The sequence below is a fragment of the Citrobacter sp. CK194 genome, assembly GCF_030333395.1.
Taxonomy (GTDB): Bacteria; Pseudomonadota; Gammaproteobacteria; order Enterobacterales; family Enterobacteriaceae; genus Citrobacter_B; species Citrobacter_B koseri.
Genome location: NZ_JAOWGA010000019.1, coordinates 203227 through 229990 on the forward strand (window position 1 = coordinate 203227; position 26764 = coordinate 229990).

Consider the following 26764-nt stretch of genomic DNA (forward strand, 5'->3'; position numbering starts at 1 on the left):
GAAAATAGCCCCGTTTGAACGGGGCTATTTTTAATGACGGTGTCCGTGACCCCGGCCAGGGTGGTGGTCGCGATCGCGCCAGCCTTCGCGGTAGCCGCGTTCATAGGCTTTGCGCTTATCCCAGCCGCGATGATAGCCATTATCGTGTCGCCACCAGCGATTTTTACGCCATTCATAATGGTGGTGCCAGTAATCCCGGTCGCGCCAGTATCTGCCGTCCCAGTAGTTACCGTAATTATCGCGATCGCCAATTTGTAATTTTATCGATGGCAACAGGGTGATTTCGCCAGCGTTCGCGGCAAGCGGTGTAAAAGCCAATAAGGCTGCCGCCAGAATCAGTGACCTGAACATTCTTTTTCTCCTTCACGATCGAGCCGTAATCGGCCTGTTAACGCAATATTACGGGGCGGTAAAGCCCCGTTTCATCGCCTTAACTCTTAAATCATGAGTGAGAGCACTTTTTGCTAAAAAGTGATTATTGGCCGCCGTTCAGGATTGCGTTGATTTCTGCGCATTCGGCGGGAGAAAAATGACGATTCGCCAGCATCCCCACGGCATCTTCAATTTGCGCGGTCTTGCTGGCGCCAATCAGCACTGACGTCACTTTGTCGTCGCGCAGCACCCAGGCCAGCGCCATCTGGGACAGTTTTTGCCCCCGACGTCCGGCCAGCGCATTTAACTGGCGCACTTTTTCCAGTTTCTCCGGGGTAATCTGATCCGGGTTAAGGAAGCGGCTTCCGCTGGCGGCCCGGGAATCAGCCGGAATGCCGTTGAGATAACGATCGGTTAATTGCCCGCCCGCCAGCGGTGAAAAGGCGATACTGCCAACGCCTTTCTCCTGCAATAATGCCAGCAAGCCGTCTTCGACCCAGCGCTCGAACATCGAGTATTTGGGCTGGTGAATCAGGCACGGCGTGCCCAGGTCGTCCAGGATCTCAATGGCCTGTCTGGCCAGATCCGCCGGATAGTTGGAAATCCCGACGTACAGCGCTTTTCCCTGACGAACAATATGATCCAGCGCTTTCATCGTCTCTTTGAGCGGCGTTTCCGGGTCAGGGCGGTGGTGATAGAAGATATCGACATACTCCAGCCCCAGACGTTTCAGGCTTTGATCGAGGCTGGCTATCAAATACTTGCGCGAACCCCAGTCACCGTAAGGGCCATCCCACATGGTATAACCCGCTTTAGTGGAAATGATCAGTTCATCGCGCCACGGTAAAAAATCTTCCTGTAGGATACGGCCAAAATGGCGCTCTGCTGAGCCTGGCGGCGGGCCGTAATTATTCGCGAGATCAAAATGGGTAATTCCCAGATCAAAAGCACGCTGTAGCAGCGCCCGGCTGTTCTCTACCTGAGTGGTATCACCGAAATTGTGCCATAGCCCAAGTGAAATGGCGGGGAGCTTTAAACCGCTCTGACCGCAGCGGCGATACTCCATTGTCTGGTAGCGATTTTCATCGGCCCGATAAACCATGTTGTTGCCCTCTGAATGACGTGAGTTTTCAGTGTATACGTTTACACGGATTGTTATTCAATGAGATTACACCGTGAAAAACTGTAAATCCTGCTTTCCACCCCTTTTGCAGCGGCTTTTCTGGACAGCTATCACAGTTCTTTAATACTCAACATGAGGTTACCGTCAGAAGGATAGCTGTCATGCAAACCCCATACTCCGTTGCGGATTACCTGCTGGACAGACTGGCAGGCTGCGGTATCGGGCATCTTTTTGGTGTGCCGGGCGATTATAATTTGCAGTTTCTTGACCATGTGATTGCGCATCGTGACGTATGCTGGGTAGGGTGCGCGAATGAGCTGAATGCCGCCTATGCGGCTGATGGCTACGCCCGGTTAGCCGGGGCTGGGGCGTTGTTGACCACTTTCGGCGTAGGGGAGTTAAGCGCGCTTAATGGCCTGGCGGGAAGCTACGCAGAGTACGTTCCCGTGCTGCATATTGTCGGCGCGCCATGCAGCGGCGCACAGCGACGGGGCGAACTGATGCATCACACCCTAGGCGATGGCGACTTCCAGCATTTTTACCGTATAAGCCAGGCTGTAACGGCCGCCAGCGCCGTGTTGAATGAACAGAACGCCTGTTATGAAATCGACCGCGTATTACGCGAAATGCTGACGATGCGCAGACCCGGCTATCTGATGTTACCGGCGGATGTGGCAAAACGATCTGCTGTCCCTCCTGTAAACGTTCTCACACCTGACCGTGCCGAAGGGGAAAATGACACGGTGGCGGCGTTTCGCTATCGCGCGCGCCAGCGGCTGATGAACAGCCCGCGTGTGGCGCTGCTGGCAGACTTTCTCGCCCTGCGTTTCGGCTTGCAGCCGGTTTTACAACGCTGGATGGCGGAGACGCCAATAGCGCACGCGACGCTGCTCATGGGCAAAGGGCTGTTTGATGAGCAGCACCCGAATTTTGTCGGTACATACAGCGCCGGAGCCAGCAGTGAATCGGTGCGTCAGGCGATTGAAGAGGCTGATACCGTTATCTGCGTTGGCACCCGGTTTGTTGATACGCTGACGGCGGGCTTCACACAGCAACTGCCGCAGGAACGCACAATTGAAATCCAGCCGCATGCTTCGCGCGTCGGGAATAGCTGGTTCAGCGGTCTGTCGATGGAGCAGGCGGTCACTACGTTGCGCGAGTTATGTCTGGAACTTTCATTTTCGCCTCCTCCGACCCCGGCGCATGCGCCCGGCGGCCATATTGAGAAAGGGGCGCTGACGCAAGAAAACTTCTGGCATACGGTACAGGCGTACCTGCTGCCGGGCGATATTATCCTTGCCGATCAGGGAACCGCCGCGTTTGGCGCGGCGGATCTTTCACTGCCTGCTGGCGCGGATGTGCTGGTGCAACCGCTTTGGGGATCAATCGGCTATGCTTTGCCCGCCGCCTTTGGCGCGCAAACCGCCTGCCCGGAACGGCGAGTGATTCTGATTACCGGAGACGGCGCGGCGCAGCTGACGATTCAGGAACTGGGGTCGATGATGCGGGATGGACAGTCGCCGGTCATTCTGCTGCTCAATAACGATGGCTATACCGTGGAGCGCGCCATTCATGGGGCGAACCAGCGTTATAACGATATCGCCGGATGGAACTGGACACAGGTTCCGCAGGCGCTCAGTGCGAACTGTCAGGCGGAGTGCTGGCGGGTAACGCAGGCTATCCAGCTGGAGGAAGTGCTGGCGCGCCTGAAATCCCCGCAGCGGCTTTCGCTGATTGAGGTCGTGCTGCCGAAAGCCGATTTGCCGGAATTGCTGCGTACCGTCACCCGCGCGCTGGAATCGCGCAACGGGGAGTAAACGCGGTGGCCGGTTATCTGTCGTGGCGGTTGACGGCCATCATCGGTTTGCCTGCCAGCAGGAGCCAGGCGGGAAGCATAACGATGCACAACAGCGGAAGCAGGGTGGTGTCCGGTACGACGACTGCGGCCATAAACAGACTCAGCCAGCCGTCACGGGTTACGACCAGCATCATCCCCAGAATCGCGCATGAGACGGTAATTGCCGCCGGAACCGCTTCAACATGCGCGTGCAGCATCAGACCCAGCGCCACGCCCACAAAGACCGCCGGGAAGATACGCCCGCCCCGGAAACCGCAGGCGGCGGCGATAACCAGCGCGCCCAGCTTAACGATCGCCAGCATAAAGTAGTCCGTGGCGCCCAGCGTCTGGCTGAACGCCAACTGCTGCATCTCGTCCAGCCCTTTAAAGAGGGTCAGCGGCCCGCCCAATACGCCCAGAATTCCCAACATAAAACCGCCGATACCGAGAATAAGTACCGGATTTTTCAGACGATGCACCAACGTATGCAGACGTGGTAAACACCATACCGCCACCATACCCGCCGCAATCGCAATGGCTGCCACCACTGCGCCGCTGAAAATATCGCTCAGCCGCATTTGCGTGTAGTGCGCAATCGGCAAGGAGAAGTGCGGATGGAAGAACAGGCTGGTGGTTAACGATCCCGCGGCTGCCGCCATCAGCGGAGCGAACAGACGATCCCACAAGGGCGTATCGTCAGAGCTGTTCAGGGTTTGCGAGAAAATCAGCGCGGCGGCGACAGGGGTGCCGAACAGCGCGCCGATAGTGCCTGCGGAAGCCAGGATCGTCCAGTCCAGCGCCCCTATGCGTGGGAAAAGGCGCGCGCCGATAGCGACGGCCAGCGCGATATTCACCGCCATAATGGGATGCTCCGGCCCCAGGCTTACTCCACCTGCCAGGCCGAGAATGAGCGCGATCAGCAGGCCCGGAAGCGCGACAGGGCTCATCGGTGCGCCGATCAGCGGTTCGGTCGCCGGGTCCGGGCCCGCATGCCCAGGGCTGTAGCGGATGACAAGCCCGACCATGATCCCGGTAAACGTGAGCATGCCGATAATCCAGACGGGGGAATCATGGGCAATGCCCAGGCCGATGGGGATTTGCTCCCACAGCAGGCGCTGTAAAACGGAGGCGACTTTCATCACGGCGATCAATACCAGACTGGAGGCAATGCCAATAATGAGTGCGGGAAGCGATAATAACAGCATCGTTCTGGCTCGCGGATGGAGCATGATCTATTCCTTAATACTGAGTCATATGCTTAGTTTGCACAGCCTGCCCGATGGCATCGCTGCAAATGGTGCTGAAACGATAAAGTAATTATGTGATGCAGATCGATATTTTTGGGGAGCTCGCCTCTCGACCGTTGTTGTTATGCCCCCATGAATTTACAGTGTGGCAAAGATTTATTCTGACTTTAGCGGAGCAGTAGAAGAATGACAAAATATGCTTTAGTAGGTGATGTAGGCGGCACCAACGCGCGTCTTGCTCTGTGCGATATGACCAGCGGGGAGATTTCGCAGGCGAAAACCTATTCCGGGCTGGATTATCCGAGCCTCGAAGCCGTGGTGCGCGTGTATCTGGACGAGCATAACGCCAGGGTGGAAGACGGCTGTATCGCTATCGCCTGCCCGATCACCGGTGACTGGGTGGCGATGACCAACCACACCTGGGCATTTTCTATTGCGGAGATGAAAAAGAATCTTGGCTTTAGCCATCTGGAAATCATCAACGATTTTACCGCCGTGTCGATGGCGATCCCGATGCTGCGCAAAGAGCATCTGATCCAGTTCGGCGGCGCGGAACCGGTTGCCGGCAAACCGATTGCCGTTTACGGCGCCGGAACCGGATTAGGGGTGGCGCACCTGGTTCATGTCGATAAACGCTGGATCAGCCTGCCGGGCGAGGGCGGTCACGTTGACTTCGCGCCGAACAGCGAAGAGGAAGGCATTATTCTCGAAGAACTGCGTGCGGAAATTGGTCACGTCTCCGCCGAGCGCGTGTTGTCGGGGCCAGGGCTGGTGAATCTGTATCGCGCTATCGTCAAATCTGATGGCCGTCTGCCGGAAAATCTGCAACCGAAAGATATTACCGAACGCGCGCTGGCGGATACCTGCATTGACTCTCGTCGTGCGCTGTCGCTGTTTTGCGTCATTATGGGCCGTTTTGGCGGTAATCTGGCGTTGACGCTGGGCACGTTTGGCGGCGTCTACATTGCGGGCGGCATCGTGCCGCGCTTCCTGGAGTTCTTTAAAGCCTCCGGCTTTCGTGGCGGGTTTGAAGACAAAGGCCGTTTCAAAGCCTACGTTCAGGATATTCCGGTTTACCTGATTGTGCATGATAATCCCGGTCTGCTCGGCTCCGGCGCGCATCTGCGCCAGACGTTAGGGCAAATTCTGTAATTGAAGCTCGGCAGGCCTGATACGCGTTAGCGCCATCAGGCAGGGCATGACAGTCGTTGCCTGCATTATCCGGCCTTAAACCGCGTCACTGACGCGGTTTTTTTGTGCCCGTCGCCGACCTTTCCGACGCTCGTCACATTTCTGTTTAACGGGATTATTTGTCCAGTAAAAGCATTATTTGTCTGATAACAATGCGCAGGCTCTCACCGCCATAATTTCTCTCGTTAACTATCTGGAGGAGTCTGTTATGGCGAAAAAACTCATTGCTGTTTGCGCATGCCCGATGGGGCTGGCCCACACATTTATGGCGGCTCAGGCGCTGGAAGAGGCGGCGGTTGAAGCGGGATACGAGGTGAAAATTGAAACCCAGGGGGCGGACGGCATCCAGAATCGCCTGACGGCGCAGGATATCGCTGAGGCGACGCTAATCATCCATTCCGTTGCCGTTACCCCCGAAGACAATGAACGGTTTGAGTCGCGCGATGTGTATGAAATTACGCTCCAGGACGCGATAAAAAACGCCGCCGGTATCATTAAAGAAATCGAAGAGATGATTGCGGCAGAGCAACAATAATTTTCGACAGGGATACACATATGGCCATTAAAAAACGCAGTGCAACCGTTGTGCCTGGCGCATCCGGTGCGGCAGCGGCAATAAAAACCCCTCCGGCCTCCCGTAACAGCTTCTGGGGCGAACTTCCGCAGCACGTCATGTCGGGTATCTCGCGCATGGTGCCCACGTTAATCATGGGTGGGGTGATTCTCGCTTTCAGCCAGCTGATTGCCTATAGCTGGCTGAAAATTCCCGCAGATACCGGCATTATGGATGCGCTGAATAGCGGAAAATTCGACGGTTTTAACCTCTCATTACTGAAATTCGCCTGGCTATCGCAATCCTTTGGCGGCGTGTTGTTTGGCTTTGCGATTCCAATGTTCGCGGCGTTTGTCGCTAACTCTATCGGCGGTAAGCTGGCCTTTCCCGCAGGATTCATCGGCGGCTTAATGTCCACCCAGCCAACCCAGATACTGAATTTTGACCCGGCCAGCCTGCAATGGGTAACGACCGCGCCCGTACCGTCAACGTTCATCGGGGCGCTGATTATCTCGATTGTCGCGGGCTATCTGGTGAAGTGGATGAATCAAAAAATCCAGTTGCCTGATTTCTTACTGGCCTTCAAAACCACCTTTTTGCTGCCCATTTTGTCCGCCATTTTTGTGATGCTGGCGATGTACTACGTGATCACGCCGTTTGGCGGATGGATCAACGGCGGTATCCGCACGCTACTGACGGCGGCGGGTGAAAAAGGAACGCTGATGTATGCGATGGGGATCTCGGCGGCAACGGCGATCGATCTCGGCGGCCCAATTAACAAGGCCGCAGGATTTGTCGCTTTTAGTTTCACTACCGATCACGTTTTACCCGTCACCGCGCGTTCTATCGCGATTGTGATCCCGCCGATTGGTCTGGGGCTGGCAACGATTCTCGATCGTCGCTTAACCGGTAAGCGCCTGTTTAACGCGCAACTGTATCCGCAAGGCAAAACCGCGATGTTCCTGGCGTTTATGGGGATCAGCGAGGGAGCGATTCCTTTCGCGCTGGAAAGCCCGATCACGGCAATCCCTTCGTATATGGTGGGCGCGATTGTCGGCTCGACAACCGCCGTCTGGCTGGGCGCCGTGCAGTGGTTCCCTGAGTCTGCGATTTGGGCATGGCCGCTGGTGAGCAATCTTGGCGTCTATATGGCGGGGATCGTGTTAGGGGCGGTGATCACGGCGCTGATGGTCGTTTTCCTGCGTCACATGATGTATCGCAGAGGCAAACTGCTGATTGAAAGCCTCTGAAAAAAGGAATGACATCATGACGTTACGTGCATCGCTTCGCCAGTGGCTGGTGGAACAACGCCTGGATGCGGTATTGATTTCATCCCGGCAGAACAAGCAACCGCATTTGGGGATTTCCAGCAGCGCCGGGTTTGTTTTTATCACGCATAAAAGCGCGCATCTGCTGGTGGATGGCCGTTATTACGCTGACGTTGAAGCGCGTGCGCATGGCGATCAACTGCATCTGTTGGCCGGGTCGCAGACGCTGACTTCCATTGTGAACCAGATAATCGACGACGAGCAATTGCAGGTCATTGGTTTTGAAGGCGCGCAGGTAAGTTGGGATTGCGCGCAACGCTGGCAGGAAAGGCTGCGGGCGAAGCTGGTGAGCGCGTCGCCGGACGCGCTGCGACAGATCAAAACGACACAGGAAATAGCGTTGATACGCGAGGCCTGCCGGATTGCCGATTGCAGCGCGGAGCATATCCGCCGTTTTATTCGCCCCGGTCTTCTCGAACGGGAAATTGCCGCGGAGCTGGAGTGGTTTATGCGCCAGCAGGGGGCGGAAAAAGCCTCTTTTGACACCATCGTCGCCAGCGGCTGGCGTGGGGCGTTACCCCACGGTAAAGCCAGCGAAAAAATCGTCGCGGCGGGTGAATTTATTACCCTGGATTTTGGGGCGCAATATCAGGGGTATTGTTCGGATATGACGCGAACATTCCTCGTGAGCGGGCAGGATGCGCCCGTCGCATCTCATCCGCTGTTCGCCGTTTACCAGACGGTTCTTGAGGCGCAGCAGGCGGCGATTGCCGCCATTCGTCCGGGCGTGTGCTGCCAGGCGGTGGATGCTGCGGCTCGTCGGGTGATTGAGGCGGCGGGCTATGGCGATTATTTCGGCCACAACACCGGGCACGCTATCGGCATTGAGGTGCATGAAGCGCCGCGCTTTTCACCAACGGATACCACCCGACTTGCCGCAGGCATGTTGCTGACCGTAGAGCCGGGCATTTACCTGCCGGGGCAGGGCGGCGTGCGTATTGAAGATGTCGTACTGGTCACGGAAGACGGCGCGGAAGTGCTCTACACGATGCCGAAAACAGTATTGCTCACGGGAGAAGCATAATGGATTTATCGCTGTTAAAAGCCCTGAGCGAGGCGGATGCCATTGCCTCCTCAGAGCAGGAAGTGCGCCAGATCTTACTGGAGGAAGCGGATCGTCTGCACAAAGAGGTGCGTTTTGACGGGCTGGGATCGGTGCTGATCCGCCTTAATGAGTCCGATGGGCCGAAAGTGATGATCTGCGCGCACATGGATGAGGTGGGGTTTATTGTGCGCAGTATCTCGTCGGAAGGGGCGATCGATGTGTTGCCGGTCGGCAACGTGCGTATGGCGGCCCGCCAGCTCCAGCCCGTGCGTATTACCACGCGGGAAGACAGTAAAATTCCCGGTTTGCTGGATGGCGAGCGTAATGGAAATGAGGTTGGCGCCTTGCGGGTCGATATTGGCGCACGCTCATATGATGAGGTGATCCAGGCGGGCGTTCGACCTGGCGATCGCGTTACTTTTGACTCTGCGTTTCAGGTGCTGCCACACCAGCGGGTAATGGGGAAAGCATTTGATGACCGACTGGGGTGCTACTTGTTGATCATGCTGCTGCGTGAATGGCATGACGCAGCGCTGCCCGCCGAGGTCTGGCTGGTAGCCAGCTCCAGCGAAGAGGTCGGGTTACGCGGCGGGCAAACGGCCGCTCGCGCGGTTGCTCCCGATATCGCTATCGTGCTGGACACCGCCTGCTGGGCGAAAAACTTTGATTATGGCTCGGCGAATCATCGGCAGATCGGTAAAGGGCCGATGCTGGTGCTTGCCGATAAGTCGCTCATCGCGCCGCCCAAACTGACCGCCTGGGTTGAAAGCGTCGCCAGTGACTCCGGTCTGCCGCTGCAACTGGATATGTTCAGTAATGGAGGGACGGATGGCGGAGCGGTGCATTTGACCGGGACGGGAACCCCGACGGTGGTTATTGGGCCCGCCACGCGTCACGGGCATTGCGCCGCGTCCATTGCGGATTGCCGCGACATTATCCACACGCAGCAACTTTTATCGGCACTTATTACCCGTCTTACGCGTGAGACCGTCGTTCATCTTACGGATTTCAGATGAGCGTCTTGCGTTAATCAGGAGTTGTTATGTTAACGATTCAATTTCTCTGCCCGTTGCCAAATGGCCTGCATGCGCGTCCGGCGTGGGAACTGAAAGAGCAGTGTAGCCAGTGGCAAAGCGAGGTGACGTTTATTAACCATCGCCAGAATGCGCGCGCGGACGCGAAAAGCTCGCTGGCGCTGATCGGCACCGGAACGCTGTTTAACGACAGTTGCAGTCTGAACATTAGCGGCAGTGATGAAGAGCAGGCCAGGCGTTCTCTGGAGACCTATCTCCAGCACCGGTTTATCGACAGTGACAGCGTTCAGCCGACCTCTGCGGAACTGGCGGCGCATCCGCTACCGCGCTCGCTGGTTCGACTGAATCCCGATTTACTGTATGGCGCGGTATTGGCTAACGGCGTCGGCGCTGGCGCGCTCACGTTGTGGCGAAACGATAATCTGGAGGCGTATCGCGCAATTCCGGCCAGCGCGGAAGACAGCACCCGGCTCGAACATAGCCTGGCGACGCTGGCGGAGCAGCTTAATCAACAGCTTCGCGAACGTGACGGTGAAAGTAAAACGATCCTTAGCGCCCATCTGTCGCTGATCCAGGATGACGAGTTTGCGGGGAACATTCGCCGCCTGATGGACGAGCAGCACAAGGGGCTGGGCGCGGCGATTATCGCCAATATGGAGCAGGTGTGCGACAAGCTGTCGTCCTCCGCAAGCGACTACTTACGCGAGCGGGTAAGCGATATTCGTGATATTAGCGAACAGTTGCTGCATATCACCTGGCCGGAACGACGCCCGCGTAATACGTTGATTCTTGAACAGCCGACCATTCTGGTGGCGGAAGATCTGACGCCAAGCCAGTTCCTGAGCCTCGATTTGCAGCACCTGTCCGGCATGATTCTGGAGAAAACCGGCAGAACGTCGCACACGCTGATTCTGGCGCGCGCATCCGCGATTCCGGTGCTCAGTGGGCTGCCCCTGGACGCGCTCAGTCGCTACGCCGGGCAACCTGCGGTGCTGGATGCCCAATGCGGCGTGCTGGCGATTAACCCGAACGCCGCCGTCTGCGGCTATTACGCCATTGCGCAGCAACTGGCGGATAAGCGTCAACAGCAACAGGCGAGAGAAGCGTCTTTGCCTGCTTTCTCCCGGGATAATCAGCGTCTTGATATCGCCGCCAATATTGGTACGGCGCTGGAAGCGCCGGGCGCGTTTGCCAATGGCGCGGAAGGCATCGGTCTGTTCCGCACTGAAATGTTGTTCATGGATCGCGACAGCGCCCCTGACGAACAGGAACAGTTTGAGGCCTACCAGCAGGTACTGCTGGCGGCGGGAGAGAAGCCGGTTATTTTTCGCACGATGGACATTGGCGGCGATAAAAATATTCGCTATCTCAATATCCCGCAGGAAGAGAACCCTTTCCTCGGCTATCGCGCCGTGCGTATTTATCCTGAGTTTGCCGGGCTGTTTCGCACGCAGCTTCGCGCTATTTTGCGTGCGGCAACTTTTGGTCAGGCGCAACTTATGATCCCGATGGTGCACAGTCTCGATCAGATCCTGTGGGTTAAAAGCGAGCTGCAAAAAGCGATCGTGGAACTCAAAAGAGACGGGCTGCGCCATGCTGCAACGATCCCGCTGGGGATTATGGTGGAAGTTCCGTCGGTCTGTTACATCATCGATCACTTCTGCGATGAGGTGGATTTCTTTAGCATCGGCTCGAACGATATGACCCAGTATCTGTATGCCGTCGATCGTAATAATCCGCGCGTCTCGCCGCTGTATAACCCGATTACGCCGTCATTCCTGCGCATGTTGCAGCAGATCGTCCGCACGGCGCATCAGCACGGAAAATGGGTGGGGATTTGCGGCGAGCTGGGCGGTGAAAGCCGGTATTTACCGCTGCTGCTGGGGCTGGAACTGGATGAATTAAGCATGAGCAGCCCGCGAATCCCTGGCGTGAAAAGCCAGCTGCGGCAGATGGACAGCCAGGCGTGCCGGGCGCTTGCGGCGCAGGCCTGTGAGTGTCGTAGCGCAGAGGAGATTGAAACGCTGTTGAATCAGTTTGCGCCGCAAAAAGACGTGCGTCCGCTGCTGGCGCTGGAAAATATCTTTGTGGGCGAGTCATTGAGCAACAAAGAGCAGGTGATTCAGTTTCTTTGCGGCAATCTCGGCGTAAACGGGCGTACTGAGCATCCGTTTGAGCTGGAAGAGGATGTCTGGCAACGTGAGGAGATTGTCACGACTGCTGTCGGTTTTGGCGTGGCGATCCCGCATACCAAATCACAGTGGATACGTCATTCCAGCATCAGCATTGCGCGGCTGGCGCGCCCTGTTGACTGGCAGTCGGAGATGGGCGAGGTTGAGCTGGTGATTATGTTGACGCTGGGCGCTGATGAAGGGATTAACCATGTGAAAGTCTTTTCGCAGCTGGCGCGTAAGCTGGTGAATAAAAACTTCCGTCAGTCGCTGTTCGCCGCTCAGGATGCCGAAAGTCTTCTGGCGCTGCTGGAGGCGGAACTGACGTTTTGAGTCTGCGTGTCTGAGTGAATGCCCGGTGGCGCTATCGCTTACCGGGCCTACGTGTACGCCCAATTATTCGTTTTACGTGTATGCCGCCATCCGGCGGTTATGCCCGGTTATCCGTTTTACGCGTAGGCCGGATAAGGCGTTACGCCGTCATCCGGCGGTTATGCCCGGTTATTCGTTTTACATGTAGGCCGGATAAGGCGTTACGCCGCCATCCGGCGGTTACCCCTGAAAACGTGCGCTGTACTCTCCCGGCGTCAGGCCAAACTGCCGGCGAAACAGGCGGCAAAAATAGTCGCTGTCGTGATATCCGCAACGTTCCGCCACCTCGCTAATTGACAGATGGTACTTCTGCAAAATGATGCGCGCCTTCGCCATTCGCACCCAGCGAACATACTCGACAAAACTCATGGTGCCGTGCTGGGTGAACAGTTTTGATAAGTGATTCGGCGTGATATTGAAAAACTGCGCCACGCTTTCCCGCGTCAGCGGCCGGGCGTAGTTGTCCTGCACCCAGTTGCACATACTGTGATAGAGAAATTCCGAGCGCGGGCGGCGTGAGTCCGGGCGAGTATTGACCACGCTACGGCACAGATGCAGCAGGCTGAGAACCAGAGGCTGAATAATATCCTGCGCCTGAGGCGAGCGGCTCAGATGGGTCAGAGCCGTGAGCATGGCTTCCCCTTCGCCGCGCTGCTGGTGCGCTAACTCAATGCGTCGCACCGGGCGTAACAGGGAAGCGGTACGGTTATCGTAAAACGATAATCCTAACCAGGCCGGGGCAAACACCAGACTTAACAGCATCACCGGTTTATCGCTACCGGGCAGGTTTGCCGCCCTGGCGGGGATGAACAGCATCTCACCCTCCGTCAGGGCGTGCTGTTTTTTTTCGAGCAGGTTGCCGTATTCTCCGCGCAATACGATGTCGAGACGCGGTAAATCAATACACAGGCTGCCTGTGGGGAGAGCGGTATGTTGCGTGGCAAACCAGACGCGTCCCAGCCGCTGCGGATTTAACACCAGGCCGCTGAACAGATCGGCAAAAAACTGTTGGTCTGCGGGCAAGCCTGGTTCTTTCATCACCTAATCCTGAGTCATAAATGCATTAACTGCCTGAACTCTTTCACTTTACTCCGACTGACCGGGATTTCAAATTCCAGATCTTTGAGCCGCAGGATGTACGTGTTGTTAAACCAGGGTTCGATTTCGCGGATCTTGTTTAAATTCACACAAAACGAGCGGTGGCAGCGAAAGAAATGCGACGCTGGCAGTTTGCTGCAAAACTCGGTGATATTCATCGGCATGACATACGACTCCCGCCGCGTGTAGACAAACGTCATCTTTTCATGCGCTTCGGCGTAATAGATATCGTTGATCGGCGTGACGATAATGCGCTCATCTTTAATCAGATTAATGGTGTCGTTTTCACGGGCGACAGGGCTGCCGGGAACGGCGACGGCCTGCTGCTGTTGCCAGGCGGCCTCCAGCTTTTGCAGCATCCCCACGATGCGTGATTCCTGGTACGGCTTCAGTATGTAGTCAAATGCTTCCAGTTCAAACGCCTCTACCGCGTGCTCTTTCCATGCGGTAATAAACACAATAAACGGCTTATGGGCGAACTGGCTGATGTTTTGCGCCAGCAATACGCCATCCAGCGAGGGAATATTGATGTCCAGAAAAATGGCGTCAACGCGGTTATGCTGTAGAAATTTGAGCACGTCCAGACCGTCGTCAAACGTACCGACAATCTCCATCTGGCTATGCTCTTTTATCAGCCAGCTTAATTCTTGCTGGGCCAGGAATTCATCTTCAACGATGATGACTTTCACTACTCATCTCCGGGTTAAAGCAATAACGTTGCCGGTGCGGCGGCAGGGGAGCGCTGATTGGGAACATAAAAGGCGATTTCGGTGCCCGGTTCCAGACGGCGGATGTGCAGCCCTTCACCGTATAACAGCTTAACGCGATGATGGACATTCAGCAGGCCGATTTTATTTCCCGGCATTTCATTCGCCTCCACCCGCTCAATTACTTTAGGATCAATACCGTGGCCGGTATCCCTGACGGCGATTCGCACACGGTTGCCGCATTCGGCGACGCTGATGGTCACTACGCCTTTTCCTTTACAGGGTTGAATGCCGTGGACGATTGCATTCTCTACCAGCGGCTGAATAAGCAGGCTGGGAATGTAGCAGTTCACCTCTTCATCAATATCATAAATGACGGTCAGCTTGTCGCCAAAACGAGCCTGCTCAATGGCGATGTAGTCCTTGATTTGATACAGCTCCTTTTTGATATCAATTTGCTCATCATCTTTTAATTCAATGTTATAGCGCAGATAGCGTGACAGATTAAAAATGAGCTGGCGTGCGGTGTCCGGGTTGAGCCGAATGGATGACGAAATGGCGTTCAGCGCATTAAACAGGAAATGGGGATTAATTTTACTTTGCAGCGCTCGCAGCTCTGCCTTATTTGCCATTTCCCGCAGTTGCTCCGCGCGGGACACTTCCAGTTGGGTGGAGATAATCTGCGACAGGCCGATCGCCATCTCTTGCAGGGAAGAGGTGATCTGATGCGCGTGGCAGTAGTAGATTTTTAGCGTCCCGGTCACTACGCCCTTTTCCCATAATGGGATGACCAGCATTGAGTGTATTTCCGGCGTGCGGTGCGCTTCATCATTGTTTTTAATGATGATTTTCCCGTAATTGATGGCCTGTTGCGTGGTCGGGCTGACAAAATCATCGTTATTGCGGTAGTTGGTTTCCCCCACGCCGACATAGGCCAGAACGTGTTCGGTATTAGTGATTGCTACCGCGTCGGCATGGATATCATGACGGATGATTTCGCACACCTGGCGGAGTGATTCGCTGTTGACCTGGCGAAAGAGCGGCAACGTTTTGTTGGCGATATCCAGCGCTAGTTTGGCCTGCCGCGCGGCGCTGGCCTCTTTCTCGCCCTCCACGCTTTGAACCAGCAGCACGATAAAACCGATACATACGCTGCCGAGGATCATCGGGATACCGATTTTGGACACGATATCTACGCCCAGCGCGATGGTCGGCGCCCAGACAATGACCAGAATCATGGTCAAGGTTTCACAAAGCATCCCGCCCAAAATACCCACGCGCCAGTGCTGTGCTTTTGGGATTTTCCGGTTTATCCAGCCCGCGATACATCCCGCCAGAATACTGGTGATAAAACACGGTACGGCAGTGACCCCGCCAATATCGATAAGGTAGCGGTGAATACCGGCGATCACACCTGTAATGATCCCGACCCACGGGCCAAACAAAATGCCCCCGGACATCACGGCGATGATGCGAACATTCACCAGCGAGCCTTCGACCGGCACGCCGGACCAGGTGCTGAACAGGGCGAACATCGAGAAAATCGCGGTAACGGCGAGCAGCTCTTTCGGGGAGTGCGCTGACTTATGCAACAGTTCGCGAAACAGGCGGATACGGATGAGGAAAAACAGACAGAACAGCATTAGCGCTGCCCGGTCAAATACCGCCAGCAGCATGTTGAATATTTCGTGCACGGGTGACTCTTGTGACTGGGTTAAACCACTATGATAGGTAACCCGCACCCATATGACCAGCCCGCTGATGCGGCGCTGTTAATGAGGAAAAACCATAATATTAAAAGGGGATTAATCTTTTGTTAGAGAAATGACAAGACCTCGCCAGGATGAGGAACGCCTTAAGGTAATTTTATTGATATCAAAATGTTAATTAATTGATGGTTGTTATGGGCGATATTTTGCTGAGTATTCCCGTTTTCTTTTTAGTATTCCCCTTTTAAGCCGATGAAAAATATTTTCGTTTGCCTCTCGACAGGAGGATTTTTTTCAGGCTATTTTCTAAGCATGCCACGGTCGTGGCAGCGTCGCTCGGACGGTCCGGGCGCTAACGTGAATCTGAGGATACTATGGCTGATACCCGCCCTGAACGTCGCTTTACGCGTATTGATCGTCTCCCTCCCTACGTTTTTAACATTACCGCTGAACTGAAGATGGCTGCGCGTCGGCGCGGCGAAGATATTATTGACTTCAGCATGGGGAACCCGGATGGGGCAACGCCTCCTCATATCGTCGAGAAACTCTGTACGGTGGCTCAACGCCCGGATACGCATGGTTACTCGACCTCACGCGGGATCCCGCGTTTACGCCGGGCGATCTCCCGCTGGTATCAGGAACGTTACGACGTGGATATCGATCCAGAAACGGAAGCGATCGTCACTATTGGTTCGAAAGAAGGGTTAGCGCACCTGATGCTGGCAACCCTCGATCATGGCGATACCGTGCTGGTGCCGAACCCCAGTTATCCCATCCATATTTATGGCGCCGTCATCGCCGGCGCGCAGGTGCGTTCGGTTCCGCTGGTGGAAGGCGTGGATTTCTTCAACGAGCTGGAACGCGCGATCCGTGAAAGCTACCCGAAACCGAAGATGATGATTCTTGGTTTCCCCTCCAACCCGACGGCACAGTGCGTTGAGTTAGAATTCTTCGAAAAAGTGGTTGCGCTGGCCAAACGCTACGACGTGCTGGTGGTCCACGATCTGGCCTATGCCGATATCGTATATGACGGCTGGAAAGCGCCGTCAATTATGCAGGTGCCGGGCGCGCGCGACGTGGCGGTGGAGTTTTTCACCCTGTCGAAAAGTTACAACATGGCGGGCTGGCGCATTGGCTTTATGGTGGGCAACCAGACGTTAGTCAGTGCGCTGTCGCGGATTAAGAGCTACCACGATTACGGAACCTTCACGCCGTTACAGGTGGCGGCGATTGCCGCGCTGGAAGGCGATCAACAGTGCGTGCGTGATATCGCCGAGCAGTATAAACGTCGCCGCGACGTACTGGTGAAAGGCTTGCATGAAGCCGGATGGATGGTCGAAATGCCAAAAGCCTCGATGTATGTCTGGGCAAAAATACCGGAGCAGTACGCGGCAATGGGGTCGCTGGAATTTGCGAAAAAGCTGCTTAACGACGCCAAAGTGTGCGTGTCGCCGGGGATCGGTTTCGGCGACTACGGCGACACCCATGTGCGTTTCGCGCTAATAGAAAACCGGGATCGTATACGTCAGGCGATCAGAGGTATTAAGACCATGTTCCGCGCAGATGGCCTGCTGCCTGCGGGGGCGAAATCGGTAACAGAAGGTACCGAGTAGAAAAGCAAACAGGAGCCATCTGGCTCCTGTTTTTTGCTGCATCTTTTCAATTTAGATCATCAGGGCAAAAGTACCGGCCCAAACGATGACCATAAATGAAATGCCCATAAAGAAATATTTCACGTTTCATCTCTCCGCGTCGCTTTAAGCACGCCTAAATGAACTTAAATTTACCTGTGTATAGAGAGCTGGTGCCCGCCAGAATGAGATTGAGAATGTTCTCCGTCTTTCTTGTGGCATCACCTCAGAATTCTGTGCGTTATTGCTCCAGACGGCGCTAATGTACGCCTAAAAATGAGGCGAGACAAGAGGCATTTTTTTATTTACTTTTAGTAACTTACAACTGTCGTGATTCGGCGACAGTTTAATTTCTGACGGTAATAAATTGCTATTCAGCGACGCTATTGCTGTTCAGAAAAAGTCACATAAAAACCAGATGGTTAACAGGGATATTGGAAGGAAAGATAGCGCCGGGCAATAAAAAAGGCCTTGCGGCCTTTTTTAAACATACAACGATGCTTCCCCTAAAGGGCGCGTTTTGAAACGACGATGGATCCAGAGATATTGCTCAGGTGCGCGCATAATCTCTTTCTCAATAATCTTGTTCATATAGGCTGCCGCCTGGTTCTCTTCTTCCGGGTAGCCTTCCATTTCTGGCGTGATGTACAGACGATAACCTGAGTTATCACCTTTTCTGATCATGGTGACGGTCAGCATCGCTGCGCCGGAAAGGCGGGATAACACATAGGTGCCGTTAGTCGTTGCGACGTCTTTGACCGCGAAGAAGGGGGCAAATGAACTGCCTTTACGGCCGTAATCCTGATCCGGGGCGAACCATACGGCTTCACCTTTTTTCAGCGCGCCGACGATGCCGCGCAGATTGTTGCGCCCAATCATCGCTTTATTTGAACGCATGCGACCCCGCGTCTGAACCCACTCCATCAGCGAGTTATTGTGCGGGCGGTATGTCGCCATCATCGGCCGGCACAGCCCCATGACCCGACCGCCTAATTCCAGCGACATAAAGTGGACGCCAACGACCATCACACCGCGTTTTTGCGCTTGCGCCTGCATGAGGTTATCCAGACCGTCCACATCAAACCATTTACGTACCCGCTTATCAGGCCAGAACCACGCCATACCCGTTTCAATAAGTGCCATTCCGAGGGAGTGGAAGTTCTCCACTATCATCTTTTCCCTTTCTTCCGGCGTCAGATTGGGGAAGCAAAGCTCAAGATTCTTACGGGCGATGGATTCGCGACGTTTCAGAAAGGGACGGGCAAGTCTGCCGGTTCGCGTACCCAGGAAGCGTAAAACGGGGTAGGGAAGCAGCACCAGTAACCAGAGTACAGTAAGACCAAACCAGGTAAGCCAGTAGCGCGGGTGCAGTAACGCACGAGAAAATTTGCATTGTGGGAACATAAATACCCTCTGTTGATACGAACAATATGTATCGCAGAAGATTCATTGTCCGCAGCGGTACACTCACGATAGTTAGGCCATCATGTACGACAATGGTTCCTGTAAAGAGTGTAAAGCTTAGTCAGGACAAAACCACGAGGGGCATGAATGCTTGGACAACTAATGTACCACCGGGGGATTAATATCAGCCAGAAATTATTAATTAAGATGCGTAAATATTTTTTGATGGGGGTGGTTTTGTTATTAATTTATTGTTTTTAAATGGTTTTCTATGTGTGTGCACATGTTCGTTTTCCCTGAAAAGCCGCTTCTGGCCGGTAAGCCTGTCAGAGTCTGACGCTTCTGAATGTGATAACAATTGCTTTAAATATTCTCATTGATGGAAGCATTTAATTAAATGAGTTAACAAAGGATATTTTAAATCAAAAAACAGCGATTTTAAGAATAATCTTAACTAAATAAAAACATGTTTTATATCAATTAGATAACAAATTAAGACATTAAATAATCGATGTTCAGATTACCCCATCAAATAAATCTTTTCCACCTTAAAAAAACAATAATAAACATAAAAAATATAAGTCAGGTAATTAATTATACCTATATAAATCATGTGGTTAAAAAGGAAATATCGGTTTTTTCTATGATTTTTATTTTCCTGCATTGATCGCTATGAACGATCATCATTTGAATTTTAATAGTTAACACCTATCAAAATTAACTATACGATCGTTGTAATCGATCAATGTTTGTTGCTTGTGATAAACTCGCCACGTTCTGAGAAGTATTGGTTGTTTAACGATTTGGATTTCTTGTCTGGCAAGAAATCGATATTTGCTAGTCGATGCGTTGGGGCGAATGGTGTCTTTTTAATGTTTTGCCACGTATCAATGCGGCGTTTTGAATAATGGTAAAATTATGAATAAAGTGTTTAAAGTCATCTGGAACTCCAGGCTGAATATATTTGTCGTGGCATCTGAATTAGCGCGTGGTTATTGTAAAAGCACGGCCGGGAACACCAGTTTTGGCAGTCTTTTAAAATACCCATTAATGAGTGCGCTGGCTGTTTCGATTTCGTGTATTTTAACGACTGGCACATTCGCCGCCGATTTACAGGTTTATGATTTCTCTCCTCAGGATCCGTTTGAAGAGATTATTTCTGGTTCCACGCATTTGACAGGCGGTTTTTCTGGAATACAGCGAGGAGAAACAGGATATACCTGGACAACGCTTGGTCAGGCCAGAGAGGATGGGTTAATTACCGGCGATTCCGGGCAATGGGTGGATAAAGATATCTTCCGTATGGGCTCGCAGACCAAATCTATAAATTACACCGATCCCGTTACCGGTAGCACGGTAACGATGAAAGTTTATGATAACAATGATATGCAGACCGAAGCGGCCAAAGATTTCCGGGTTGTCGTTTCTCAACCCGTCGGAAAAGATGGTCAGTATGTCGATCGTAATTTGTATCAGGTTGGGGCGGGCGCTTCTCTTGATGTCGATGTCGGTCAGAAAACGGGGAATTGGGTCGGTGCTGCGGATAACCAGTTCAACGTTATCATGAAAAGTTCGGTAAATACGCAAAACTTATCGTCTGCTTATCATGTCACTAATGGCGGCAGCCTTAACTACCAGTCTAAAACAGTCGTTCAACTGGGGAATAGTGATAACAATATAAAAGACGCCAGCAATGCACTGGCATGGATGACGGCGGCTGACTTTGTTGGTGAGTTTGACAGCGTTATTGGTAAGCAGAATATTACCAGCATTGATGAGTTCAAGGCGTATAACGATGCGTTGATTCAGGCGCTCCAGGATGGGCAAATTCAGCTAACGGAGGCGCAATATGCTGATGAACTGAATAAAGCCAGGGATACCTCACTGCACGGGATCTTCGCTGATACGGGGAGTATTGCGGCTGATGATGCCATCAGAGCCTTTGTTAACAGGGATGCGGTATCCTATATTCATGGCGTGGGCAGCGGCACCAATGTGGTTATCGATAAGGATGCCAACATTCAGTTAGTGGGATCGGATGCCACGGTTGTTAACCTGGAAAATGGCGCCAGACTGACAAACAACGGCACCCTTGGTACCGCAGGTAATACTTATCGCGGCGCTTATATCATTGCTGCGAGAAATACGTCTTTTGTTGATAACAACGGTGTTATTGATGCGGGCACGAATCCCGAAATGGCGGATTTTTTCTCAAGTGGGGCGGCGGGCGTAGCACAAGGTGCGCATACTGCCATTCTGGCTAATGGTTCCTCTGTAATTAATAACAACAGCAGCGGCGTGATAAATGTTGCGGCCAGAGGTAACTATTATGGTAATACCGGCGTGTTGATGAGCGGTAATGCCACGCTTAATAATGATGGTGCTATTAATATTGCAGCGAGTAATGAGGCGAACAGTATATTAGGTAATGGTGCCAACATCGGCGTCGTTACCCAACAAAACACCACCTTTAATAACCGGGGCACATTGTATATTGGTCGCCTGGCGCAGCGTGCACCTGATGATGCAAACACGGATATCGCGATCAAGCAACAGTCAATTGGGGTTCATCTGTACGGTAATGGTACTTATAACGGTTCCGATACTTCACAGATTATTATTGGCAGTAAAGTCCAGAATGCGACAGCGATTGATGTTGGCGGGAATGCAACTCTCGATCAAAAAGGGAGCATTAATATCAATGGTGCTGTAACCGGGGAGTCCGTTTCTTCGAATATTGGTATTATTGCACGCGCAGGAACCCAGGCCGCTAAAGTCGTTCATGATGGCATCATTAATCTGAACGGCCTGAACAGTACCGGGATACAGGTGCTGGAAAATGGTCAGATAACCAGTTCGGGCACGATTAATATTAATGGTGGACTGGACCCAGTAACCCACTATGCCAACTATGGTATTTACGTCCAGGGTGAAAGGGCTCTGGCAATATTGTCTGGCACCGTAAATTTAAGTGGTGATGGCGCTATTGGGGTTCATGCGCGTGATAAAGGTGAAATTGATGTTACCGAGAATGGTACTGTCAATTTCAAAGATGGCGTTAATCAGACGGGCTATTATATTTTTGGCGCGGGTTCCACTATCAAAAACGCGGCCTCCAGCGTTCAGGACGCGTCAACCCAGAATGCCACGCTGTACCGCGTTGACGGAGGCGCCAGCTTCTATGGTTCTGCCGATAGCTCAGCGCAGCTAAACGCTTCTGGTGATGGCGCAACGATTATTCGGACAACCGGTGCTGGTAGCCATTTTGATTCCGGTAAACTTGCTCTTAGCGTCACGGGGACAGGAGCGACGGGCATCCGAATTGAAGGAGGCGCGACGGGCGAAATTACCTCGGATGCGGTTATTGTCAGGGTGGCCGGGAAAGATACCACTGCCGGCATTGTTGATGGTAACTATTACAACCTTGATGGCTCCGTTAATGATGCGCAAAAAGGTGACTCCGTATTAACCAGTTATGCGGTGCTGGAGACAGCAAACACGGCAGACGGCGCATTTGGCTACATCGCCAGAAATGGCGGCCGTCTGATCCATGAAGGCTCGATTGATTTCACGGCTGACAACAGTACCGGGATACTGGTGGATGGCGGGATCCTGGAAAACCATTCTGATGTCACTGTGAATGGCGTGGCGGTTAATATTCAGGGCGCTAACTCAGAGGTGACCAACAGTGGCGTGGTGACCGCAACGGATGGCCAGGCTGCCTATCTGGTTGGGAACAACGCCACGCTGGCGCTGAATGGTAACGGTGAAACCCGGGCGGCGGGCACCGCTCACGGGATCTTACTGGATACTGGCGCGAAAGGCCTGACGGTTGATGGTGCGACTATCACAATGGATAGCGCTGGTAGCGGCAACGCAATTGAAAACAAAGCCGCGATTAGCGGTATTCAGTTGAAAAATACCACGATTAATGTCGGTAATGGCGTGGGTGTTCACACCGGCGCATCGATGGCGCAAACCAACTCCGGCACGATCAATATTAATGGCAGCGGTACAGGGATACTGTTTGAGAACGTGGCTGATGGCTCTGACACCGATCAGACGCTGGATATGTCTGACTCCAGAGATCTGGTGATCAATGTGAACGGTGCCCAGGGGAACGGGATTATTACCCGAGCATCCACCGACCTGAAAACCGGCGCCAGCGTTAACGTCCTGGACAGTGACGGGAAATCAGCGCTGGTTGTCCAGGGGACGACGAAGAATGTAGAGCAATCCGGCAAACTGACCTCGGTGTCTGACAAGGCGGCGGTGGTCGATTTGAATAACGGCGTACTTGAGAGCTTTATCAATAAAGGCGATATCCTGGCGCTGGATGCCAGCCACACTGCGCTGGAAATGAACAGTGGTAACGGGATTACCTTCACCAATGCCAGTGGGGCAAATATTGTCGGTCAGGTGAATCTGCTTAATGGCGACAATACGGTGATCCTTGAATCAGGAAGCACTGCGACTGACATTACCAGTGGCAGCGGCAAAGATAACTTCATTCTGAAGAATATCAGCGAGAATGAAAGCGGTTCATTGTTCACATCATTAAATGGCGGCAGCGGCGACGACACATTACAGCTTGAGAATTCGTCATACACTTTAACCCGTGCTGATGCCATTAACGGCATGGAGCATATTGCGCTGGCGAATAATTCTGTTTTTACCCTCGACAACGTTGCACTGGGGCTGGGTGACGACGAACTTGATGGCGCGGGAACCGGATACACCATTGACGGTTCCAGCCAGCTTAGTATTAAGAATACGGCGGATGTGACTTTTAAAAGCCATCTTGCCGGGACGGGAGTTGTTGCCGTTGATACGGCGAATAACCACTTCAACTTTGATGCTAATAATGCCGCAGATGGTTTTGCCGGTACGCTGGCGCTTACTAACAGCCGTTTTGAACTTGACGGTCTGAATACTCAGGCGCTTAGCAACGCTACGCTGCAAGCTGGAAATGGCAGCATTACCCATGTCGGCAGCGGCGAGCAGAATATCGGCGGTCTGGATTTCAAAGGGGGGACCGTACAGTTTGACGGCGTAACTCCGGGTAACCCAACGGCTTTAGGAACGATTCACGCTGGCGCGATGGATCTCTCTGGTCGCGGTACGGTTCAGGTTGACAGCGGAACGGTCAGTAACGATCGTCCTCAGGCTGATACGCATCGTCCAATACTGGAACAGGATGACGCGCAGGCATTGATTAAACTGGCGACCTCTGACACCGCCGTTCAGGGGGGCGCCGGTAACCTGGTGCTGAAAGATAAAGACGGTAATGTGATCAGCGATAGCATCACTGCCGATATCGCCCAGAATGGCGCAGTGGTGGCGAAAGGAACGTATGACTATCGTCTGACCGGCGGTGACAGTGATGACGGACTTTATGTCAGCTATGGCCTGACCCAGGTCGATTTGCTGGGTAAAGACGCCGATGCGCTTATCCTTGATGCGAACGGGAAAAGCGGCAACGCGGCTGACCTGAGCGCCAGAGTGACCGGCAGCGGCGATCTGGCGTTTGACAGCCAGAAAGGCCAGACGGTGACGCTGTCGAATATGGATAATGATTACAGCGGCGTCACCGATGTGCGCAGCGGTAATCTGGCGATGCTGAACGATAACGTGCTGGGAAATACCCGCGAACTGAAACTGGCTGGCGATACCGGGTTTGATATGCGCGGTCATTCACAAACCATCGGCAAGCTCACGGCTGAAAGCGGCTCTCTGACCGATTTGAACGGCGGTCATCTGACGCTGACAAACGGCGGTGAAGCGTCTGGCGTACTGACGGGCGACGGGGAGCTCACCGTTGCAGGCGGAACCCTGAATGTCTCCGGGGCGAATACGGGGCTGAAGGCGACGACCACGATTGCTCAGGGCGCGACGGCGGTGCTGGATAATACGCTGGGGCTGGGAACCGGAGATATTGTTGCCGCCGGGCTGCTTAATCTGAGCAACGCCACGGGCGTGCTGTACAACAGCATCAGCGATGCCGGGAAAGTCGCACTGGATGCCAGTGATGTGGTGCTTGCTGGCAACAATAGCCATTTTGCCGGGACCTTCGACATCGACAACGACTCCACGCTGACGGCCTCTTCCGCGCAGCAGTTAGGCACCTCCGCGATTCAGAATGCCGGTAAGTTTGTGCTGAACACTCACGAAAACTGGTCGCTGGAGAACGGTGTTACAGGCAGCGGGAGCGTGGTGAAGAATGGCAGCGGCAACGTCACGCTTAGCGACAGCGCCCAGTGGACCGGCGCGACGGATATCAACGCCGGTGGTCTGACTCTGGGCAGCGCGGATAACGCGTTCACGCTGGCCAGTCATCAGGTCAATATCGGGAAAGACGGGCGCTTATCCGGGTTTGGCGGCGTAGCCGGAAATATGGCTAACCAGGGCACGTTATTGATTGGCGATGACGTCAGCGCGGTTCGCAGAGCGGCTTCTTCACCTGTCAGCTTTACCGTAGGCGGCAATCTGACGAACAGCGGCGATATCTGGACCGGAAGCAAAGGTAAAGATGCCGGTAATCAGCTTGTGGTAAACGGGAACTATCAGGGAGATGGCGGTCATCTTCATCTGAATACCGCGTTGAATGATGATAATTCCGTCACGGATAAACTGATTGTTAAAGGAAACACCTCTGGCACAACCGGCGTCAGCGTGACGAATGCTGGCGGTTCTGGTGCGCAGACGATCAATGGCATTGAAGTGATTCATGTTGATGGTCAATCCGACGGTGAGTTTACGCAGGACGGCAGGATTGTGGCCGGGGCGTATGATTATTCACTGGCTCGTGGTCAGGGCGACAACAACGGTAACTGGTATTTAACCAGTCATAAGACAGATCCAAATCCGGGGCCGGGTCCGAAACCTGAACCCGATATCCGTCCTGAACCGGGCTCCTGGACAGCTAACCTGGCGGCAGCCAATACGCTGTTTGTCACGCGGCTTCACGATCGTCTTGGCGAAACGCAGTACATTGACGCGCTGACGGGCGAGAAGAAAGTCACCAGCATGTGGATGCGTCAGGCGGGTGGGCATAATGCCTGGCGGGACAGCTCCGGTCAGCTTAAAACCCAGAGTAACCGCTATGTGATGCAGGTAGGGGGCGATGTTGCCCGCTGGAGCGGCGACGGACTGGATCGCTGGCACTTTGGCGTCATGGCCGGATATGGACACAACAGCAGCAACACGCGCTCCTCATCGACAGGGTATCGCTCTGACGGTTCCGTGAACGGCTACAGCGCCGGGGTGTATGCAACGTGGTATGCCAATGATGAAACGCATCAGGGCGCTTATCTGGATTCATGGGCACAGTACAGCTGGTTTAATAACAGCGTCAAAGGCCAGGACATTCAGAGCGAATCGTACAAATCTAAAGGGATCACCGGGTCGCTGGAGCTGGGGTACACCCACAAGCTGGGTGAATTTGCAGGAAGTAAGGGCTCTAAAAATGAATGGTTTATCCAGCCGCAGGCGCAGGCCATTTGGATGGGCGTCGAAGCTGACGATCATCGTGAATCGAATGGCACACGTATCAGCGGTGAAGGGGACGGCAACGTTCAGACCCGACTGGGCGTCCGTACTTTCCTGAAGGGCCACAGCGTGATTGATGAAGGCAAAGCGCGCGAGTTCCAGCCGTTCGTGGAAGTGAACTGGCTCCACAATACGCGCGATTTCGGCACAAAAATGGATGGTGTCAGCATCCGGCAGGAAGGCGCGCGTAATCTGGGTGAAATAAAAACGGGCGTTGAGGGACAAATTAATCCACAACTCAATGTCTGGGGGAATGTCGGCGTCCAGCTGGGCGATAAAGGATACAATGACACCTCAGCAATGATAGGGATTAAATATAACTTTAAATAGCAGAAAGGGGGCGTCGTGCCCCCTTTTTCTGTCGTGAGTTCTCATCTTTATAACATTAAAAAAC

Annotated in this window: 17 protein-coding genes; 9 read left to right on the plus strand and 8 right to left on the minus strand. The window is 53.6% G+C overall.

Going from position 1 to position 26764, the window contains the following annotated elements:
* Window positions 1-30 precede the first annotated feature (30 nt).
* Entirely contained in the window at window positions 31-351 is a 321-nt protein-coding gene (ypeC, locus tag OGX80_RS17160; protein WP_024130138.1) for a DUF2502 domain-containing protein YpeC, read from the minus strand.
* 124 nt (window positions 352-475) lie between these two features.
* Window positions 476-1474 (minus strand): L-glyceraldehyde 3-phosphate reductase, encoded by a 999-nt coding sequence (gene mgrA, locus OGX80_RS17165; protein WP_114848275.1) that lies wholly within the window; start codon window positions 1472-1474, stop codon window positions 476-478.
* Window positions 1475-1656: 182 nt separating this feature from the next.
* Between mgrA and OGX80_RS17170 the strand changes: the two genes are divergently transcribed.
* Complete coding sequence (locus OGX80_RS17170) at window positions 1657-3312, plus strand: alpha-keto acid decarboxylase family protein (protein ID WP_104868382.1); 1656 nt, start codon at window positions 1657-1659, stop codon at window positions 3310-3312.
* Window positions 3313-3325: 13 nt separating this feature from the next.
* Here the strand turns inward: OGX80_RS17170 and OGX80_RS17175 are convergent, their stop codons facing one another.
* Window positions 3326-4561 carry an ion channel protein gene (locus tag OGX80_RS17175; protein ID WP_115181314.1) on the minus strand — a complete coding sequence of 412 codons (1236 nt, stop codon included), beginning with the start codon at window positions 4559-4561 and terminating at the stop codon, window positions 3326-3328.
* A gap of 204 nt (window positions 4562-4765) precedes the next feature.
* Here OGX80_RS17175 and glk point away from each other — a divergent pair, with 204 nt between their 5' ends.
* From glk to ptsP, 6 genes are all read left to right on the plus strand, one after another.
* Window positions 4766-5731, plus strand: a complete 966-nt coding sequence (glk, locus tag OGX80_RS17180; RefSeq protein ID WP_012131396.1) for a glucokinase — start codon at window positions 4766-4768, stop codon at window positions 5729-5731.
* Between the two features lie 247 nt (window positions 5732-5978).
* Window positions 5979-6305 (plus strand): PTS fructose transporter subunit IIB, encoded by a 327-nt coding sequence (locus tag OGX80_RS17185; protein WP_047462211.1) that lies wholly within the window; start codon window positions 5979-5981, stop codon window positions 6303-6305.
* 20 nt (window positions 6306-6325) lie between these two features.
* Window positions 6326-7573: a PTS fructose transporter subunit IIC gene (locus OGX80_RS17190; protein WP_047462213.1), complete on the plus strand. Its 1248-nt coding sequence runs from the start codon at window positions 6326-6328 to the stop codon at window positions 7571-7573.
* Between the two features lie 16 nt (window positions 7574-7589).
* Entirely contained in the window at window positions 7590-8675 is a 1086-nt protein-coding gene (ypdF, locus tag OGX80_RS17195) for an aminopeptidase (RefSeq protein WP_233644207.1), read from the plus strand.
* On the plus strand, window positions 8675-9712 hold the full coding sequence (ypdE, locus tag OGX80_RS17200; RefSeq protein WP_115181316.1) for an aminopeptidase: 1038 nt from the start codon (window positions 8675-8677) through the stop codon (window positions 9710-9712). Before ypdF ends, ypdE begins: the two co-directional genes overlap by 1 nt.
* A 26-nt stretch (window positions 9713-9738) precedes the next feature.
* Complete coding sequence (gene ptsP, locus OGX80_RS17205) at window positions 9739-12234, plus strand: phosphoenolpyruvate--protein phosphotransferase (protein WP_115181317.1); 2496 nt, start codon at window positions 9739-9741, stop codon at window positions 12232-12234.
* A 219-nt stretch (window positions 12235-12453) separates the two neighbouring features.
* On the opposite strand, the gene OGX80_RS17210 is transcribed toward ptsP, so the two are convergent.
* The 3 genes from OGX80_RS17210 to ypdA are packed head-to-tail and all read right to left on the minus strand — an operon-like array spanning window position 12454 to window position 15772.
* Window positions 12454-13311: an AraC family transcriptional regulator gene (locus OGX80_RS17210; RefSeq protein WP_012131402.1), complete on the minus strand. Its 858-nt coding sequence runs from the start codon at window positions 13309-13311 to the stop codon at window positions 12454-12456.
* Window positions 13312-13325: 14 nt separating this feature from the next.
* On the minus strand, window positions 13326-14060 hold the full coding sequence (gene ypdB, locus OGX80_RS17215; protein ID WP_058667806.1) for a two-component system response regulator YpdB: 735 nt from the start codon (window positions 14058-14060) through the stop codon (window positions 13326-13328).
* A gap of 14 nt (window positions 14061-14074) precedes the next feature.
* A complete protein-coding gene (gene ypdA / locus OGX80_RS17220) occupies window positions 14075-15772 on the minus strand; it encodes a two-component system sensor histidine kinase YpdA (protein ID WP_115181318.1) in 1698 nt (565 codons plus the stop codon).
* Between the two features lie 389 nt (window positions 15773-16161).
* On the opposite strand from ypdA, the gene alaC reads away from it, so the two are divergent.
* Complete coding sequence (gene alaC, locus OGX80_RS17225; RefSeq protein WP_012131405.1) at window positions 16162-17400, plus strand: alanine transaminase; 1239 nt, start codon at window positions 16162-16164, stop codon at window positions 17398-17400.
* A gap of 51 nt (window positions 17401-17451) precedes the next feature.
* Here alaC and ypdK read toward each other — a convergent pair whose 3' ends face one another.
* Together ypdK and lpxP are read right to left on the minus strand one after the other, a co-directional pair.
* Window positions 17452-17523: a membrane protein YpdK gene (gene ypdK / locus OGX80_RS17230; protein ID WP_010723117.1), complete on the minus strand. Its 72-nt coding sequence runs from the start codon at window positions 17521-17523 to the stop codon at window positions 17452-17454.
* A gap of 378 nt (window positions 17524-17901) precedes the next feature.
* Window positions 17902-18822: a kdo(2)-lipid IV(A) palmitoleoyltransferase gene (gene lpxP, locus OGX80_RS17235; RefSeq protein WP_115181319.1), complete on the minus strand. Its 921-nt coding sequence runs from the start codon at window positions 18820-18822 to the stop codon at window positions 17902-17904.
* Between the two features lie 918 nt (window positions 18823-19740).
* Between lpxP and OGX80_RS17240 the strand changes: the two genes are divergently transcribed.
* Window positions 19741-26700, plus strand: coding sequence for an autotransporter outer membrane beta-barrel domain-containing protein (locus OGX80_RS17240; protein WP_115181320.1), 6960 nt, complete (start codon window positions 19741-19743; stop codon window positions 26698-26700).
* The last annotated feature ends 64 nt before the right edge of the window (window positions 26701-26764 follow it).